Annotated in this window: 15 protein-coding genes and 3 tRNA genes; 11 read left to right on the top strand and 7 right to left on the bottom strand. The window is 65.6% G+C overall.

From position 1 onward, the window contains the following. Positions 1–16 precede the first annotated feature (16 nt). The gene (gene ompR, locus J2W23_RS00345; protein WP_007837017.1) at positions 17–748 is read right to left on the bottom strand and encodes an osmolarity response regulator transcription factor OmpR; all 732 of its coding nucleotides are present in this window, start codon (positions 746–748) and stop codon (positions 17–19) included. 172 nt (positions 749–920) lie between these two features. Here ompR and J2W23_RS00340 point away from each other — a divergent pair, with 172 nt between their 5' ends. Beyond that, the gene (locus J2W23_RS00340; RefSeq protein ID WP_176657847.1) at positions 921–1,277 is read left to right on the top strand and encodes a hypothetical protein; all 357 of its coding nucleotides are present in this window, start codon (positions 921–923) and stop codon (positions 1,275–1,277) included. Between the two features lie 49 nt (positions 1,278–1,326). Further along, positions 1,327–2,028, top strand: coding sequence for an SIMPL domain-containing protein (locus J2W23_RS00335; protein ID WP_176657846.1), 702 nt, complete (start codon positions 1,327–1,329; stop codon positions 2,026–2,028). Positions 2,029–2,137: 109 nt separating this feature from the next. Here J2W23_RS00335 and J2W23_RS00330 read toward each other — a convergent pair whose 3' ends face one another. Then, entirely contained in the window at positions 2,138–2,908 is a 771-nt protein-coding gene (locus J2W23_RS00330) for a 3-hydroxybutyrate dehydrogenase (RefSeq protein ID WP_307647266.1), read from the bottom strand. 26 nt (positions 2,909–2,934) lie between these two features. Between J2W23_RS00330 and J2W23_RS00325 the strand changes: the two genes are divergently transcribed. From J2W23_RS00325 to rimO, 6 genes are all read left to right on the top strand, one after another. Continuing rightward, complete coding sequence (locus J2W23_RS00325; protein WP_307647265.1) at positions 2,935–3,930, top strand: alpha/beta fold hydrolase; 996 nt, start codon at positions 2,935–2,937, stop codon at positions 3,928–3,930. 14 nt (positions 3,931–3,944) lie between these two features. Continuing rightward, positions 3,945–6,185, top strand: a complete 2,241-nt coding sequence (locus tag J2W23_RS00320) for a RelA/SpoT family protein (protein ID WP_176657843.1) — start codon at positions 3,945–3,947, stop codon at positions 6,183–6,185. Between the two features lie 49 nt (positions 6,186–6,234). Beyond that, positions 6,235–6,311 (top strand) — tRNA-Val (locus tag J2W23_RS00315). Positions 6,312–6,481: 170 nt separating this feature from the next. Then, on the top strand, positions 6,482–6,850 hold the full coding sequence (locus tag J2W23_RS00310) for a hypothetical protein (RefSeq protein WP_307647264.1): 369 nt from the start codon (positions 6,482–6,484) through the stop codon (positions 6,848–6,850). Between the two features lie 70 nt (positions 6,851–6,920). Beyond that, a complete protein-coding gene (gene phaR / locus J2W23_RS00305) occupies positions 6,921–7,481 on the top strand; it encodes a polyhydroxyalkanoate synthesis repressor PhaR (RefSeq protein ID WP_013541748.1) in 561 nt (186 codons plus the stop codon). 78 nt (positions 7,482–7,559) lie between these two features. Then, complete coding sequence (rimO, locus tag J2W23_RS00300; RefSeq protein ID WP_307647263.1) at positions 7,560–8,966, top strand: 30S ribosomal protein S12 methylthiotransferase RimO; 1,407 nt, start codon at positions 7,560–7,562, stop codon at positions 8,964–8,966. A gap of 78 nt (positions 8,967–9,044) precedes the next feature. Here rimO and J2W23_RS00295 read toward each other — a convergent pair. Both J2W23_RS00295 and J2W23_RS00290 read right to left on the bottom strand, forming a co-directional pair. Next, positions 9,045–9,129 (bottom strand) — tRNA-Leu (locus tag J2W23_RS00295). Positions 9,130–9,293: 164 nt separating this feature from the next. Further along, a tRNA-Leu gene (locus tag J2W23_RS00290) sits at positions 9,294–9,378 on the bottom strand. 81 nt (positions 9,379–9,459) lie between these two features. Here J2W23_RS00290 and rnr point away from each other — a divergent pair. Both rnr and J2W23_RS00280 read left to right on the top strand, forming a co-directional pair. Next, a complete protein-coding gene (rnr, locus tag J2W23_RS00285) occupies positions 9,460–11,730 on the top strand; it encodes a ribonuclease R (RefSeq protein ID WP_373423851.1) in 2,271 nt (756 codons plus the stop codon). Between the two features lie 48 nt (positions 11,731–11,778). Further along, positions 11,779–12,546 (top strand): SDR family oxidoreductase, encoded by a 768-nt coding sequence (locus J2W23_RS00280; RefSeq protein ID WP_176657755.1) that lies wholly within the window; start codon positions 11,779–11,781, stop codon positions 12,544–12,546. A 7-nt stretch (positions 12,547–12,553) separates the two neighbouring features. Here the strand turns inward: J2W23_RS00280 and J2W23_RS00275 are convergent, their stop codons facing one another. Further along, positions 12,554–14,017 carry an NAD(P)H-hydrate dehydratase gene (locus J2W23_RS00275; protein WP_307647262.1) on the bottom strand — a complete coding sequence of 488 codons (1,464 nt, stop codon included), beginning with the start codon at positions 14,015–14,017 and terminating at the stop codon, positions 12,554–12,556. A 30-nt stretch (positions 14,018–14,047) separates the two neighbouring features. Between J2W23_RS00275 and J2W23_RS00270 the strand changes: the two genes are divergently transcribed. Then, complete coding sequence (locus tag J2W23_RS00270) at positions 14,048–14,476, top strand: hypothetical protein (protein ID WP_307647261.1); 429 nt, start codon at positions 14,048–14,050, stop codon at positions 14,474–14,476. On the opposite strand, the gene J2W23_RS00265 is transcribed toward J2W23_RS00270, so the two are convergent. Then, the gene (locus J2W23_RS00265; protein ID WP_307647260.1) at positions 14,466–15,719 is read right to left on the bottom strand and encodes a D-amino acid dehydrogenase; all 1,254 of its coding nucleotides are present in this window, start codon (positions 15,717–15,719) and stop codon (positions 14,466–14,468) included. The genes J2W23_RS00270 and J2W23_RS00265 overlap by 11 nt on opposite strands. Positions 15,720–15,772: 53 nt before the next feature. Then, entirely contained in the window at positions 15,773–17,098 is a 1,326-nt protein-coding gene (locus J2W23_RS00260) for an amidase (protein WP_307647259.1), read from the bottom strand. Between the last annotated feature and the right edge of the window lie 3 nt (positions 17,099–17,101).

Below are 17,101 nucleotides of genomic sequence, written 5' to 3'. Positions count from 1 at the left end.
ACCTCTCAGCGGCGGCTCAGGCCGTGCCGTCCGGCACGAAGACGTAGCCCACGCCCCAGACGGTCTGGATGTAGCGTGGCGCCGCGGCGTCCGACTCCACCAGCTTGCGCAGGCGCGAGATCTGCACGTCCAGGCTGCGGTCGAAGGGCTCGAATTCGCGGCCGCGGGCCAGCTGGGCGAGCTTTTCGCGCGACAGCGGCTGGCGCGGGTGGCGCACCAGCGCCTTCAACATCGCGAATTCGCCGGTGGTCAGCGAAAGTTCTTCGCCGTCCTTCTTGAGCGTGCGCGAGCCGAGGTCGAAGGCGAACGGGCCGAAGGTGACGGTCTCGTTCTCGGTGGAGGGGGCGCCGGGCGCCTCGAGCGGCGGACGGCGGCGCAGCACGGCGTGCACGCGGGCCAGCAGTTCGCGGGGGTTGAAGGGCTTGCCGAGGTAGTCGTCGGCGCCGACTTCCAGACCGACGATGCGGTCCACGTCTTCGCCCTTGGCGGTGAGCATGATGATCGGCGTGCGGTCGTTGGCGGCGCGAAGGCGCCGGCAGACGGAGAGGCCGTCTTCGCCGGGCATCATCAGGTCGAGCACGATCAGGTCGACCGTGTCGCGCAACAGGATGCGGTTGAGCGCCTTGCCGTCCTCGGCCACGATCACTTCGAAACCTTCCTGGGTCAGGTAGCGGCGAAGCAGGTCACGGATGCGGGCGTCGTCGTCGACGATCACGATCTTGTCAGTGCGAGCGGGAACTTGAGTCATTTCTACAACGTTGAATTTGTAACAGCGCCGATTCTGAAGGCGTTAGCACCCCATCGAGCCAGATTTACTTATGGTTTGACACTAAGTTACAAAACTTGCGGACGCTCGCCCTCTGGTCATCCGGCGTTAGCGCGGCGGTGGCAAAGTTCCCTGCCTTCATGACCAATACTCGATGAGACTTCCTTTTTCCACACTGCCATTGCTCCTTGTCTGCGCCTGTGGCTCCACATGGGCGGTTTCCGGTGACTTTTTCAGGGTCGGCGAGGTGCGCCGCAGTGAAGTGCGGGATGCCGTGGCCGCCCACCGGGCGGCGCAGCGAGAAGAAATCCGGCGTGAAGAAGCCGCCGCCGGCAGACGCCTGACCGCTGGGGAGCTGTTCGAGCTGCGGCAGCAGATCCGGGGGCAGTGGATGCCGCCCGGCGTGGGGGCCATGGCGAATTCGGCAGAATCGCAGCCAGCCGAGCGGATCACGCCGGCACCGATGCCCGCGGCCCGTTCGCTGACCGTGCCGCGCAGCCAGCGCCACTGAGCGCGCTGGCGCGGGTGTTCCTCGCCACCAACCTAGGGAGTTCCTTTTCTTGAAAAAAATCAAATTGCTCGCCGTTTGCGCCGTCCTGGCCGCTGCCGGTTCCGCACTGGCCCAGAACGTCGTCACGCCAGCGCCGCAGAACGTGCTTCAGCTCACCGCGTCGGGCACCGTCGAGGTCCAGCAGGACCTCTTGAGCATGACGCTGGTGACCACCCGCGACGCGACCGATGCCGCCACCGTGCAGACCCAGCTCAAGGCCGCGCTCGACGCCGCCCTCAACGAAGCCAAGAAGAACGCGCAGCCCGGCCAGCTCGACGTGCGCACCGGCAACTTCAGCCTCTCGCCGCGCTATACGAAGGACGGCAAGATCAACGGCTGGCAGGGTTCGACCGAACTGGTGCTCGAAGGCCGCGACTTTCCGCGCATCACGCAGACGGCCGGCCGCATCACCACGCTCAGCGTGGGGAACGTGGGGTTCGGCCTGAGCCGCGAGCAGCGCGCCAAGACCGAGGCCGAAGCGCAGAACATCGCGATCGAGAACTTCAAGCAAAAGGCCAACGAGCTGGCCAAGGGCTTCGGCTTCGGCGGCTATACGCTGCGCGAGGTGTCGGTGAATGCGAACGACGGCGGCCCCCGCCCGCGCGTGATGGCAATGCAGGCCAAGTCGTTCTCGGCCGATTCGGCCGTGCCCGTTGAAGCTGGCAAGACCAGCGTGATCGTGAACGTGTCGGGGTCGGTGCAGCTCAAGTAAAGAGCACTCGGCGGGCGCCGCCGGGCCGCCCCAAGGCGGCCCGCGCCTCCTCCTCGGGAGGTGGCGAATTACATGACGCGAAGCGGCGTGAAAAGCCGGGAGGCCTTGGTTACTGAGCGGTCCAGCCGCCGTCCATTTGCCAAGCCACGCCGCGCACCTGGTCGGCTGCCGGCGAGCACAGGAAGACCGCAAGGCCGCCGAGTTGCTCGACCGTCGTGAACTGCAGCGAAGGCTGCTTCTCCCCGAGCAGATCGTTTTGCGCCTGCGTGGCCGAGATGCCTTCGCGGGCCGCACGGTCGTCGATCTGCTTTTGCACGAGTTGCGTGAGCACCCAACCGGGGCAGATCGCGTTGCTGGTGACGCCGGTGGTCGCTGTTTCGAGCGCGACCGACTTGGTGAAGCCGACGATGCCGTGCTTTGCCGCCACATAGGCCGATTTCTGCGCCGAGGCGACCAGGCCATGGGCCGATGCGACGTTGATGATGCGGCCCCAGTTGGCTTCGCGCATCGCCGGAATCGCGAGGCGCGTCGTATGAAACGCGCTGGTGAGGTTGATTGCGATGATCGCGTCCCAACGTTCGACCGGGAAGTCCTCGACCTTGGCGACATGCTGGATGCCGGCGTTGTTCACCAGGATGTCGACACGACCGAACTTCGACGCGGCGAACTTCATCATGTCCTCGATCTCGCCGGGCTTGCTCATGTCCGCGCCGTGGTACTCGGCGCGAACGCCGAGCGCTTCGATCTGGGACTTGGGCGTTTCGGCATCGCCGAAGCCGTTGAGCACGATGTGTGCGCCTTGCTGGGCAAGCGACTGGGCAATGGCGAAGCCAATGCCGCTGGTGGACCCCGTGACAAGCGCGGTTTTGCCTTTGAGCATGAAGATCAATCTCCGGATGAATTAGGATGCAACGAGACCATTATCCGCACCACGACCTCCCCCTTTTCATGACCGAACCGACGCTTCATTACGTGGCATGCGACGACGCCCAGGGCGGCCATCGCATGGCCTATTGGCAATGGGGCGACGAACGCAGTGCGCATGTGGTGGTCTGCGTGCACGGGCTCACCCGGCAAGGGCGCGACTTCGACGTGCTGGCAGAGGCCATCGTGGCGCGCGCGGGCGGTGATGTGCGGGTGATCTGCCCCGACGTCGCGGGGCGCGGGCGCAGCGACTGGCTGCGCGATCCGGCCTTTTATCAAGTGCCTGTCTACGCGGCCGACATGGTGGCGCTGATTGCCCAACTGCAACGCGAACAGGCGATCGACACGCTCGACTATTTCGGCACCAGCATGGGCGGGCTGATCGGCTTCGTGCTGGCGGGGCACAAGGAGTTGCCGTTGGCGCGACCGGTGCGCCGCTTCATTGCGAACGATGTGGGCCCGACGATCCAGCCGGTCGCGCTGCAGCGCATCGCCGCGTACGTGGGGCAGGGCGGTCGCTACGGCAGCGTGAAGGACGCGGCCGATGCGATGTGGGCGATCTCCACCAGCTTCGGCCCGCACACCCCCGAGCAGTGGCTCGCGCTGTCGCAGCACATGGTGGTGCCTGCATCGCAGCGCACGGCCGATGGTGCCGCCAAGATCGAATCTGGCAACGACGCAGGCAATGGCCAGTGGCTGCTGCACTACGACCCGGCCATCGCCGTGGCGCTGCGCGCCATCACGCCCGAAGCGGCGGCGCAGGGCGGTGCGATCATGTGGAGCCTGTACGACGCCATCACCGCACGCACGCTGGTGACGCGCGGTGCCGATTCGGACTTGCTCTCGCGCGAGACGGCACAGGCCATGACGCAGCGCGGACCGAAGGCAGCGCTGGTCGAGTTCGAAGGGGTGGGCCATGCGCCGACCTTCATCGATCCCGCGCAGGTCGCCGTCGTCACTTCTTTTCTGTTCGATTGATGGGGTGAAGCAGCGTGAAGCGCGAGTCCTCGAGCCTGCAGACGGCACCCCTGTCCGATACCGCCGTGGTCGACTATCCGTTGTCCGCGGCAACGGCCGACCGCACGCCGGTGATCGAGAACATGCTCGCGCGCGCCCGCGCATTTGCCGAGCCGCTGATCGCCGATGAAAAGCTCGACACCGGCGAGAACACGCTGGCGCATGCCGACGCGGTGGCCGCCATCGTCGCGAAGATGGGTGGCTCCGAGGCGATGCAGGCGGCGAGCTATCTTGTCTATTCGTGCCAACACCTGAACCGGCCGCAGGAGGTGATCGCCAAGGTGTTCGGCGACAACTTCGCGGCGCTCGCGGTCGAGACCACCAAGCTGGTACGCGTGCAGGAGCAGGCCCGCTCGGCGTCGCAGGGTCATCACATCGAAGGCGCCGGTGCGCAGACCGAGAACGTGCGCAAGATGCTGCTGGCGTTCTCGCGCGATCTGCGCGTCGTGATGCTGCGGCTCGCCTCGCGCCTCCAGACCTTGCGCCATGCGGCGGCCAGCAAGCAGCCGGCGCCCGAGAGCGTGGCGCGCGAGTCGCTGCAGGTGTTCGCGCCGCTGGCCAACCGGCTGGGCATCTGGCAGGTGAAGTGGGAGATCGAGGATCTTTCATTCCGCTTCATCGAGCCTGAAACCTACAAGCTCATTGCGCGCCTGCTCGACGAGAAGCGCATCGAGCGCGAAGGCCACATCGAGCAATTGCGCTCGGAACTCGAGCGCGAATTGCAGGCCGAGGGTGTTCACGCCACGGTGCAGGGGCGGCCCAAGAACATCTACAGCATCGTCAAGAAGATGCGAGGCAAGTCGCTCGACTTCGCGCAGGTGTTCGACATCCTCGCGCTGCGCGTGGTGGTGGCGGACGTGAAGGATTGCTATGCGGCACTCGCCTGGGTGCACACGCATTTCCAGCCGATCGACGAGGAGTTCGACGACTACATCGCACGGCCCAAGCCGAATGGCTACCAGTCGCTGCACACCGTGGTGCGCGAACTGGTCGATGGCAAGCCGGGCAAGCCGATCGAGATCCAGATTCGTACTGAAGAAATGCACGACCATGCCGAACACGGCGTGGCCGCGCACTGGGCCTACAAGGAAGCAGGGCACAAGGGGTACGCGGGCGTCTGGGCGAGCGGCGAGTACGACGCGAAGATCGCCGTGCTGCGTCAGCTGCTGGCCTGGGAGCGCGATCTCTCGGGCGGCTTGCAGGGGCAGGGGCTGTTCGACGACCGCATCTATGTGCTGACGCCCGATGCGGCCATCGTCGAATTGCCCCAAGGCGCGACGCCGGTGGACTTTGCCTATACGGTGCACACCACGCTGGGCCACCGCTGCCGCGGTGCGCGCGTCGATGGCGCGATGGTTCCGCTCAACACGCCGCTGTCGAATGGGCAGACGGTCGAGATCATCGCCGCCAAGGAAGGCGGCCCATCGCGCGATTGGCTCAATGCCGAACTGGGTTATCTGGCGAGTCATCGCGCGCGTGCCAAGGTGCGCGCGTGGTTCAACGCACAGATCACGCACGAGACCGTCGCGCGCGGACGCGAGGCGGTCGAGAAGCTGCTGCAGCGCGAAGGCAAGACGGCCATGCGGCTCGAGGACCTGGCTTCGCAGCTTGGCTTCAAGTCGGCGGACCACTTGTTCGAAGTGGTGGGCAAGGACGAGTTTTCGCTGCGCAACATCGAGACGCTGCTGCGCCCGCCGGAGCCGGCATCGAACCCCGACGATGGCGTGCAGATCAAGAAGGCGCGCGGCAGCGAGAAGTCCGGCAAGGGCGGTGTGCTCGTGGTGGGCGTTTCTTCTCTGATGACGCAGCTCGCCAAATGCTGCAAGCCCGCACCGCCTGATGCCATCAGCGGCTTCGTGACGCGCGGCCACGGCGTCAGCGTGCACCGCAGCGATTGCAGCAACTTCCGTACGATGGCTGCGCGCGATGGCGAGCGCGTGATCGATGTCGAATGGGGCGCGACGAAGAAGGGCGGCGATGCGCCGGTCTATGCGGTTGATGTCGCTGTCGAAGCGGCCGACCGCCAGGGCCTGCTGCGCGACATCTCCGATGTGTTCGCTCGAGAAAAGATGAATGTGATCGGCGTGCAGACGCAGTCGGTGAAGGGCACGGCGTGGATGACGTTCACTGTGGAAATCGCTGATGCGGCGCGATTGACGCAGGTGCTCGGCATCGTCACTGCGGTTGTTGGTGTGCGATCTGCACGTCGCCGCTAAAAAAGCGTGTTTTCTCCTGCTACAATAGCTGCTTCTCGGACACATCCTTAGGCGCGTAGCTCAGCTGGTTAGAGCACCACCTTGACATGGTGGGGGTCGTTGGTTCGAGTCCAATCGCGCCTACCAATTTCTGTTTTAACTTCCGGCCAACCACCGGGTCTGTTGAACAGAGCTTTCACCGGGTTCCCCGGTGTTTCAATCGTCCCTTGTGGTGATGCAGAAAAGGACCATGGCATGTTGTTGTGCTACCTTGGCCGCTCTGCAACCCCATCCCCAATTTCTTGACAAGCGATCCGATGAATACGCGATCAACGCTGGTTGATCGGGCTCATGCCGGCGTGCGCGTTGCCGCACTGCTGCGGCAGGCGCCTATAGAGTTTGCGCGCGCGGTTTACGGCATCAACGACCATGCTGGCGGCCGTACTGACACCATGGCAGCGCGCGAAGTGGCGCGAGCCCTCCGGCAAGGCGTGGCGGTGACCGAGGAGCGTGCCGAACAGCGCGCTCGCGCCTACCTGCCGACTGCGGGACAAGAGCATTGCCCGCGATGCTGGGTGGTCTACGGCCACAAGAGTCCGCTTCGCTTTCGCGAGGCGATTGAAGAGCGTCCCGAAACAGCTGCCTGCCACGCATGCGGCGCCGAGTACGCGACATCGCAAGGCTGAAGTGCGACGCGCGGTCAGGGTAAACCTTGTCGCGATGCAGCAAAACCGCTCCCTAGAATCATCCGATGACATGGGCGTCCATGTGAAGGAGTCCGCAGTGCAGAGCAAGAAGTCCGGGGTCAAGCCGGTACAGCGTGTGATCAAGAAGTATCCCAACCGAAGGCTCTACGACACCGAGACATCCACGTACATCACGCTGACCGAGGTGAAGCAACTGGTCATCCAGAATGCCCAGTTCGTGGTGCGCGATGCCAAGACTGGCGACGACCTCACGCGCAGCATCCTGCTGCAGATCATTCTGGAAGAAGAGGCGGGCGGCGCGCCGATGTTCACCGAGCAGGTGCTGGCCAACATCATCCGCTTCTACGGTCAGGCGATGCAGGGCTACATGGGGCCGTACCTCGAGAAGAACATCCAGGCGATGACCGAAGTGCAGGCCCAGCTCGCCGACAAGGCCGAGGGCTTGACGCCCGAGATGTGGTCGAAATTCATGACCATGCAGTCGCCGATGCTCCAGGGGCTCATGGGTAACTACGTCGAGCAATCCAAGAATGTCTTCCTGCAGATGCAGGAGCAGATGCAGAAAAACACCGAACAGGTACTGGGGGCCTTTGGCATCAAGCGTCCCTGAATGGTTGCGGGCCTCGCCAAGGCGGGGCTTGCCCAATGATTGCCCGGTTGTCACCGATAGCTGGGACAATAGAGGCATATGAGCGAAGTTGCCTCCCCCGAACGAACGACCGCGTCGACTGCCCCCAAGGTCGGCTTTGTGAGCCTTGGCTGTCCCAAGGCCCTTACAGATTCCGAATTGATCCTGACCCGGCTGAGCGCCGAGGGTTACCAGACATCCAAGACATTCGAAGGTGCCGATCTGGTGATCGTCAACACCTGCGGCTTCATCGACGATGCCGTGAAGGAAAGCCTGGACACCATCGGTGAAGCGCTGGCCGAGAATGGCCGCGTGATCGTCACCGGCTGCCTGGGCGCCAAGACCGGCGACCAGGGCGGTAACCTGGTGCGCCAGATGCACCCGAGCGTGCTGGCCGTGACCGGCCCCCACGCCACGCAAGAAGTGATGGATGCGGTGCACGCCAACCTGCCCAAGCCGCACGATCCGTTCATCGACCTGGTGCCGAACACTTTCGGCATCGCTGGCCTCAAGCTGACGCCCCGCCACTACGCATATCTGAAGATCAGCGAAGGCTGCAACCACCGTTGCACTTTTTGCATCATCCCTTCGATGCGCGGCGACCTCGTGTCACGGCCGGTGGGCGATGTGCTCGGGGAGGCCAAGGCCCTCTTCGAAGGCGGCGTGAAAGAGCTGCTGGTGATCAGTCAAGACACCTCCGCCTACGGCGTTGACGTGAAGTACCGCACTGGTTTCTGGGACGGCAAGCCCGTCAAGACGCGCATGCTCGAACTGGTGCGCACGCTTGGCGAAATCGCCGAGCCTTATGGTGCCTGGGTTCGCCTGCACTATGTGTACCCATACCCGAGCGTCGACGAAATCATCCCCTTGATGGCGAGCGGCCAAGTGCTGCCTTACCTCGACGTGCCGCTGCAGCACAGTCATCCCGATGTGCTCAAGCGCATGAAGCGTCCGGCCAGTGGCGAGAAGAATCTAGAGCGGCTCGCGCGTTGGCGCGAGGTGTGTCCGGAACTCGTGATCCGCAGCACCTTCATCGCCGGCTTCCCCGGCGAGACGGAGCAGGAATTCGAGCATCTGCTCGACTTCATCCGCGAAGCCGAAATTGATCGCGCCGGTTGTTTTGCCTACAGCCCCGTCGAAGGTGCGACCGCCAATGAGATCCCGGGCATGCTGCCCGAGGCCGAGCGCGAAGCGCGTCGCATCCGCTTCATGGAAGTGGCCGAAGCCGTGTCGATCGCCAAGCTGCAAAAGCGTATCGGCGCGACGATGCAGGTGCTGGTCGACTCCGCTCCCGGCATGGGCCGCAAAGGTGGCGTGGGGCGTACCTATGCGGATGCGCCGGAGATTGACGGCACCGTGCGGCTGCTGCCGCCCGAGAAGATCAGCAAGACGCTGAAGATCGGTGAGTTCACTCGCGCGCGCATCGTGGGCGCCGAGGGGCATGACTTGATCGCATTGCCGATTTGATGATTCGAACGGGCAAGAAAAAAGCCACCGGATGCCGGTGGCTTCATTCGAAAGACCTGGTAGGGGTCTGCTTGACTTTGGTGCCCAGAAGAGGACTCGAACCTCCACGATGTTACTCGCTAGTACCTGAAACTAGTGCGTCTACCAATTCCGCCATCTGGGCTTTTCAGGAAAGCCCACGAGTATACCAAATCGAACGCAGTGATTTCGTCGCGACAAAGGAATTCGTGGGTTGCTCGATGCCGGCTCGGACTCGAGCGGGCAAGAAAAAAGCCACCGGATGCCGGTGGCTTGAATCGAAAGACCCGATGAGGGTCTGTTTAAACTTGGTGCCCAGAAGAGGACTCGAACCTCCACGATGTTACTCGCTAGTACCTGAAACTAGTGCGTCTACCAATTCCGCCATCTGGGCCCACATACCTGCAAAAGCAAGTACGTTTTGAATTTCAGGAAAGAAGGAGATCATATCAAAAATAATGTCAATTCCAGCGGCTTGCTGGACGAATTCGAAGGCACTGTTCAAGGACATCGCGACGGTCACGGCTTCGTGCAACGCGATGACGGCGAGGCGGACATCTATCTGCCCCCGAACGAGATGCGTGCGGTGCTGCACAAGGACCGCGTCAAGGCGCGCGTCGTGCGCCAGGACCGCCGCGGTCGTCCCGAAGGACGCGTGGTCGAGATCGTCGAGCGTCCTGAGCAGCCGATCATCGGCCGCCTGCTGCATGAAGGCGGCATCTGGCTCGTAGCCCCCGAAGACAAGCGCTATGGACAGGACGTCCTGATCCCCAAGGGCGCGACCGGTCCCGCCAAGGTGGGCCAGGTAGTGGTGGTGCAACTTACCGAGCCGCCGGCCCTGTTCGGCCAGCCCGTGGGCCGCGTGAGAGAAGTGCTGGGCGAGATCGACGACCCCGGCATGGAGATCGAGATCGCCGTGCGCAAGTACGGTGTGCCGCATGAGTTTTCCGCCGAGTGCCTGGCCGAGGCCAAGGCCTTGCCAGAGAAAGTCCGCCCCGCTGACAAGAAGGGACGCGTCGACCTCACCGACATTCCGCTCGTCACCATCGACGGCGAAGACGCCCGCGACTTCGACGATGCCGTGTACTGCGAGCCCGCCAAGGTGGGCCGCGGCAAGGGCTGGCGATTGCTGGTCGCAATTGCTGATGTCAGCGCCTATGTGCGGACCGGCTCGGCCATCGACATCGACGCCTACGACCGCGCCACCAGCGTCTACTTCCCGCGCCGCGTCATCCCGATGCTGCCCGAGAAGCTCTCGAACGGCTTGTGCTCGCTCAACCCCGAAGTCGAGCGCCTGTGCATGGTGTGCGACATGCTCGTGGCCGCCGATGGCGAAATCTACGCGTACCAGTTCTATCCGGCTGTGATGTTCAGCCATGCGCGATTCACGTACACCGAAGTGGCGGCGATCCTCGGCAACACGCGTGGCCCGGAAGCTGCGAAACGCAAGGACCGCGTCAAAGACCTGCTGAACCTCGCCGACGTCTACAAGGCTCTGCTCAAGCAGCGCGGCAAGCGAGGCGCGGTCGACTTCGAGACCACCGAGACGCAGATCATCTGCGACGACGCCGGCCGCATCGAGAAGATCGTGCCGCGCACGCGCAACGAAGCGCACCGCCTCATCGAAGAAGCAATGCTCGCAGCCAACGTCTGCAGCGCCGACTTCATCGCCGAAGGCAAGCATCCGGGCCTGTTCCGCGTGCATGAAGGCCCGACGCCGGAGAAGAAGGAAATCCTGCGCGGCTACCTCAAGGCCATGGGCGTTGGTCTCAGCATCACCGACGATCCGAAGCCTGGCGAGTTCCAGGCGATTGCCGAGGCCACCAAGGAGCGCCCCGACGCGCAGCAGATCCACACGATGCTGCTGCGCTCGATGCAGCAGGCGATCTACACGCCGTTCAACAGCGGCCATTTCGGCCTCGCTTACGAGGCGTACACGCATTTCACCAGCCCGATCCGCCGGTACCCCGACTTGCTGGTGCACCGCGTGATCAAGGCGATCCTCACGAAGACCCGCTACCAGTTGCCGATGCTGCCGACCCCGGGCGAGGCGCATGCCAAGCTGGCCAAGCGGCTCGCCTCGCGTGTGAAAGCGCCCACGAACAAGCCGCAGAAGGCGACCATTGCGCCCACCAAGGAGGTGCTGGCCTGGGAGGCCGCGGGCCTGCATTGCAGCGCCAACGAACGTCGCGCCGATGAGGCCAGCCGCGACGTCGAGGCCTGGCTCAAGTGCAAGTACATGCGCGAGCACCTAGGCGAGGAATACGGTGGCGTCGTTACCGCGGCCACCACCTTCGGCATCTTCGTCACGCTCGATGCGATGTACGTCGAGGGCCTGGTGCACATCACCGAGCTCGGCGGCGAATACTTCAAGTTCGACGAGATGCGCCAGGAACTGCGCGGCGAGCGCACCGGCATCCGCTACGCCATCGGCACGCGGGTGCGGGTGCAGGTGAGCCGTGTCGACCTGGACGGCCGCAAGATCGACTTCCGCCTCGTGCGCGAAGGTGAAGACCTGACGGCGCGCGCCATGAAGGACAAGGGTGCCGCATCCGGCGGCGTGCCGGTCAAGGCGTCGGCCAAGCGTGGTTCGCGCCACAAGGCAGAGGCGGCCACCAGCGACCAGCGGGCGGAGCGCAGCACGGCTGCCGTTGCTGCCGGGCCGCAGTCGGCGATGCAGGCCTTCAAGTCGGCGGTCAAGAAGGCAGCCAACAAGATGAAGGGGCGCAAGCCCCGCCGCGGATGATCCCCAAAAAATCGATACGACAGACAAGCCGAGAAGGAGACATTGAGCATGAGCGTTGAAAGCAACAACAAGGGCCGCATCGCGATCGTTACCGGCGCGGGTACCGGCATTGGCCGGGCCGCCGCTCTGGCGCTGCTGGGCGACGGCTGGAGCGTGGTTCTCGCGGGCCGTCGCCTCGAGCCGCTGGAGCAGGTGGCCGAAGAGTCGGGCGCCGGTGCGCGCGCCTTTGCGGTGCCGACCGATGTGTCGAATGCCGAGTCGGTGCAGTCGCTCTTCGCCGCCACGGTGGAGCGCTACGGCCGCGTCGACCTGCTGTTCAACAACGCCGGCGTGGGCAACCCGCCGGGCCCGTTCGAGGACTGGACGCCCGCGCAGTGGCAGGGCGTGGTCGACATCAATCTCACCGGCATGTTCTTCTGCATTCAGCAGGCGTTCCGCACGATGAAGGCGCAGGTGCCGATGGGCGGGCGGATCATCAACAACGGCTCCATCTCGGCCACCGCGCCGCGTCCGAATTCCATTGCGTATACGGCAACCAAGCATGCGGTCGAGGGGCTGACCAAGACCGCGTCGCTCGATGGCCGCAAGTACGACATCGCCGTGGGCCAGGTCGACGTGGGCAACGCGATGACCGAATTGGCTGCGCGCATGGCCAAGGGCGTGCCGCAGGCGAATGGCGAACTCGCGATCGAGCCGCTGATCGACGTCAAGATCGTGGGCCAGTCGGTGCTCTACATGGCGAACCTGCCGCTGGAAGCCAACGTGCTGTTCCACACCATCATGGCGACGAAGATGCCCTTCGTGGGACGCGGCTAGAAAGCTGTCAGAAGGGCGCCTGGCGCGCCAGCGTGCCGGCTGTGAGCGGGGCCGCATTCGTCGGCCAGGCGTCGGCGATGTGCCCATGCCGCCAGACGGCTTCGCATGCCGCCTCGAACGCGGGTTGCTGCGCTGCCAGCGCGGCAGCGATCATGCCGGCGAGCACGTCGCCGGTGCCGGCGGTCGCGAGCCGCGCGTTGCCCGTGAGGTTGAGCACCGCCGGCGCGCCGTCGTCGTCGTCCGCGATCGCCGTCCCCGATCCCTTGAGCACGGCGACGACGCCGAAGCGCGACGCGAGCTGGCGGGCTGCCGCCAGCCGGTCTGCCTGAACATCGCCGACCGTGCAACCCAGCAGACGCGCTGCTTCCAATGGATGGGGTGTGATCACCGTCGGCCTTCCGCGCCGGGCGCGTGATGCCAGTTGCGTCTGCAGCGCGCTGTCGGTGGCGATGGCGTTGAGTGCGTCGGCATCGAGCACCAGTGCAGCCGCCGTCGCCAGCACGCGCGGCAGCACCGGGCGAACGTCCGTGCCGCCGCCACAGCCGCAGACAGCGGTCATGTCCGAGAGGTCGAGTTCGTTGGCGTCCCGGAGCATCAACTCGGGTTGCGCCGTGTCCACTGGCGCAGCGCTGGGATCGAGCAGTCCGACAAACACGCGGCCGGCACCTGCATGCAGGGCGGCCGACCCGGCCAGCAGAGCTGCGCCCGCCATGCCCGACGCTCCACCGATCACTGCGACATCGCCATAGCTGCCCTTGTGCGACGTGTGGGGGCGGACCTGCGCCTTGGGCGTGCCTGCCAGGCGTGCGGTCGGCGGCTCGGCGGTGTCGCCGCAGCCGAGATCGTCGAACCACACGGTTCCTGCTGCATCGCGGCCATGTGCGGTGAAGAGGCCGGGCTTGAGGGTCAGGAAGGTCAGGCAGAAGCGAGTCGTGTCCGCATGGGCTCCGGTGCTGCCCGACAGCACACCAGTGTCCGCATTCAATCCAGAGGGCACATCGACGCTGAGTACCGGCTGGCCTCCCGCATCCATCTCGCGGAGCCACTCGGCGATCACGCCTTCGGGTGGCCGGGTCGACCCGATACCGAGCAGCGCATCGATCGCCAGCTCGTATTCGGCGGGCGGCTTCTGCGCAAAGATGACGCTGGCGTCGCGGGCGCGCTGCAGCGATGCCTTGGCATCGGGCGGCAGCCGGTTCTCGTCGCCGAGGAACGTGACGATCGGCATGAAACCGCGATGCTGAAGCTGCGCCGCGGCTTCGAGGCCATCGCCGCCGTTGTTGCCCGGTCCGCAGGCGATCCAGATCGTGCGCGCATGCGGCGCAATCGCCATCGCCAGCCGCGCTACGGCGAGGCCGGCACGCTGCATCAGCGTGTGGGCGGGCAGGGCGGCGGCGGCTGCCTGCTCGATGCGACGCGTTGCCGCGATGTCGAACAGGCCGGCGACGGTGGCGGAGGTGATGCGGTGCATCGAGGTATTTTGCCGTCCTATGATCGGCGAATGAAGCTCAAGAGCCTTGGCTGGCTGCTGGTCCTGCTGCTCGCGTGGATCGTCTTTTTCGTGGTCGCGACGGCGGCGTGGATCGGCGGTACGGCATGGTCGCTTGCCCTGCTGGCCATCGTGTGGGGCGCCTTCCTGCTGGCCGAACTGAAGCGATGGGTTCCATTGCGCGATGTGGCCTGGGTTGCAGGCGTGGCCTACGCTGTCTGCGTGATCCGCTGGTTCGACCTGCCGGTCGAGGCGCTTTCCTTCACGCAGCGTTGGCTGATGATGGGCGCCGATCTGCTGTGCCTTGTCTTCTTTGCGCTCGTGGCGCCCGCGCTGTTGGCATGGGTCGCCCAGAAGCTCAGGCCGGCTGCGCCGCCCGACCTGCCGGTCGAGCAGCCGCCAAGTCCCGAAATGCGGCGGCGGTGGGGTCCTAAAGACTGAGCCGTTCGACGCCCAGGCCTTCGAGATCGACGCCCGGATCCCGTCCGCCGATCAGGTCGCCAAGCACGCGCGCGCTGCCGCACGAAAGCGCCCAGCCGCTCGAACCGTGCCCAAGGTTGAGCCACACGCCGGGGATGCCGCTGGCGCCCAGCACCGGCGGGCCGTCGGGGAGCATCGGCCGCGCGCCTTTCCACTGCTGCACGCCCGATTGCAGCGTCGCGGCGCCTGGAAACCAGTCGTGCAGTACCTTGTAGAGCGTCTGGATCGCGGCCGGATTCATCGCGTCGAGCGAGCCGCCGATCTCGGCGCTGCCGGCCACGCGCACGCGTTGGCCCAGGCGCGAGATGGCGACCTTGTAGCGCTCGTCCATCACTGCGCTACGCGGCGCATTGAGTGGCTCGCGCACCGGCGCGCTGACCGAGTGGCCGTAGACCGGTGCGAGCGGAATCCGCAGGCCCAGCGGCCGCAACAGCGGCGCCGAGGCCAGGCCGGCACACACGATCACGGCGTCGAAACGCAGCGCTTCCGAGCCGCTGGCAAGCGAGAGCGAGGTGGGGGCCGCGCGGCTGAGCGGCGCGATGTCGCAGTTGAAATGAAACTGCGCGCCGAGCGCTTCGGCCTCCCACTTGAGCAGCAGCGCGAACTGGCGGCAATTGGCGACTTCGTCTTCCGGCAGGTGGATGGCGCCTGCCAGCGGCGTGTCGGCATTGAGCGCGGGTTCGATCCGGCGGGCTTCGTCGGCATCGACTTCGCGGAACACGCTGCCGGCCGTGCGCAGCACTTCGAGGCCGGGCTGGATCAGTTTTTTCTCGCGCTTGGAGCGCAGCAGCACGAGGTAGCCGTCGCTGCGTTCGTAGCTGAGCTCGCGCGCTTCGGTCACCTCGTGCAGCCGGGTGCGGCTGTAGAAGGCCAACCGCTGCATGCGGGCGCGGTTGGCGAGGTAGGTCTCGAGCTTGCAGGCCTTCTGCCAGCGGGACATCCAGCCGAGGTCGCGCGCGCCCAATGGCCAGCGCAGCTTGATGGCGCCGTGCGAGGAGAGCAGCGAGCGCAGCACCTTCATCCGCATGCCCGGCGCGGCCCATGGCGTGACGTAGCCCGGCGCGACGACGCCTGCGTTGGCAAAACTGGCTTCCTCAGCCGCGGCGCCGCGGCGCTCGAACACAGTCACTTCATGGCCGTCGGAGACCAGTTCCCAGGCGGTGGTGACGCCGATGATGCCGGCGCCCACGATCGCGATTTTCATTGATTGTTCAGAGGTAAAGGAGACGGCTGACGCCCGTGGAGAGGCGTGGACGGCTATTGGTTTTGCAGCGCCCGCTCCGCCTGCAGGGCGATGGCGAGCACGGCGTCATCATGCAGCGCGGCGTGCCAGAGCATCAGGCCGACCGGCAATTCGCCGGCGGCGTGGCAGGGCAACGAGAGGGCGCAGCCGTCGAGCATGTTGACGATCGACGGGTTGCGCAGCAGCAATGCGTTGACGCGGAAGAATTCGTCGTCGCGTTCGGCGCCCGGTGCCACGCTGGCGATGGATGGCGCTGTGATGGGCACGGTCGGCGAGAGCACGGCGTCGAAGGGCGCAAGCGCCGTTTCGACACGGGCGATCCAGGCACGGCGGGCGTTGAGCAGGTCGATGTACTCGTGCGCCTTCATCGTGGCGCCGCGCAGGATGCGCTGGGCCACGCGCGGGTCGTAGCCTGCACCCCTGCGCTCCATCAGCAGGCGGTGCCAGGCGTGCGATTCGGCCGCCGAGAAGCCGCCCGTGGCGTTGATGGATTGCAGGTCGGCCAGCTCGGGCAGGTCGATTTCCTCGATGAGGGCGCCTGTGCTGCGGAGCGTTCTCAGCGTGCGTTCGAAGGCGGTGGCCACGGCCGGCTCGATGCCATCGAAGAAAACGTTCTTCACGACGGCCAATTTGTAGGCGGCGAGCGGGGCGGTGCCGGCCGTTACGCGACGTGCCGAGAGGATCTCGTGCGCAGCGACGGCGTCGCGGACCGAGCGCGTCATGGCGCAGACGGTGTCGAGCGTGGTCGAGAGCGGCAGCGCGCCGTCGGCCGGCACCAGGCGGGCCGTGTTCTTGAAGCCGACGATGCCGTTCAGCGCGGCCGGGATGCGGATCGAGCCGCCGGTGTCGGAGCCCAGGCCGATGAAGGCGGCGCCGCTGGCCACCGAAATCGCCGCACCGGAGGAGGAGCCTCCCGGGATGCGCGGGGTGGCCTTGTCGCTGACGTTGACCGGCGTGCCGTGGTGCGGATTGACGCCCACGCCCGAGAAGGCGAACTCGCTCATGTTGGTGCGGCCGGTGAGCACGCCGCCTGCAGCGCGGAGCCGCGCCACTGCGACGGCGTCGGCCTTGGCGGCCGGGGCATGGGACAGGACGACGGACCCCGCGGGTGTCGGTTGGCCTGCGATGTCGAACAGGTCCTTGGACGTGAAGGCGAGTCCGGCGAGCCTGCTTTCGGGGTTGGCTTCGGCGGCGCCTTGGAGGGCCTCGTCGAACATCGTGCGGGTGAAAACGTGGACGCAGGCCGGGGACTGAGAGGTTTCGATGGCGCGCTCCATCTCGGTGCGTGCATCGGAGCCGCCTGCCTGAAGGGTGAGACGGGCGGCGTGAAGGTCGTTCATGGG

The organism is Variovorax boronicumulans (genome assembly GCF_030812215.1).
GTDB lineage: Bacteria > Pseudomonadota > Gammaproteobacteria > Burkholderiales > Burkholderiaceae_C > Variovorax > Variovorax boronicumulans_C.
This window is presented reverse-complemented; position numbering and strand designations above follow the sequence as displayed.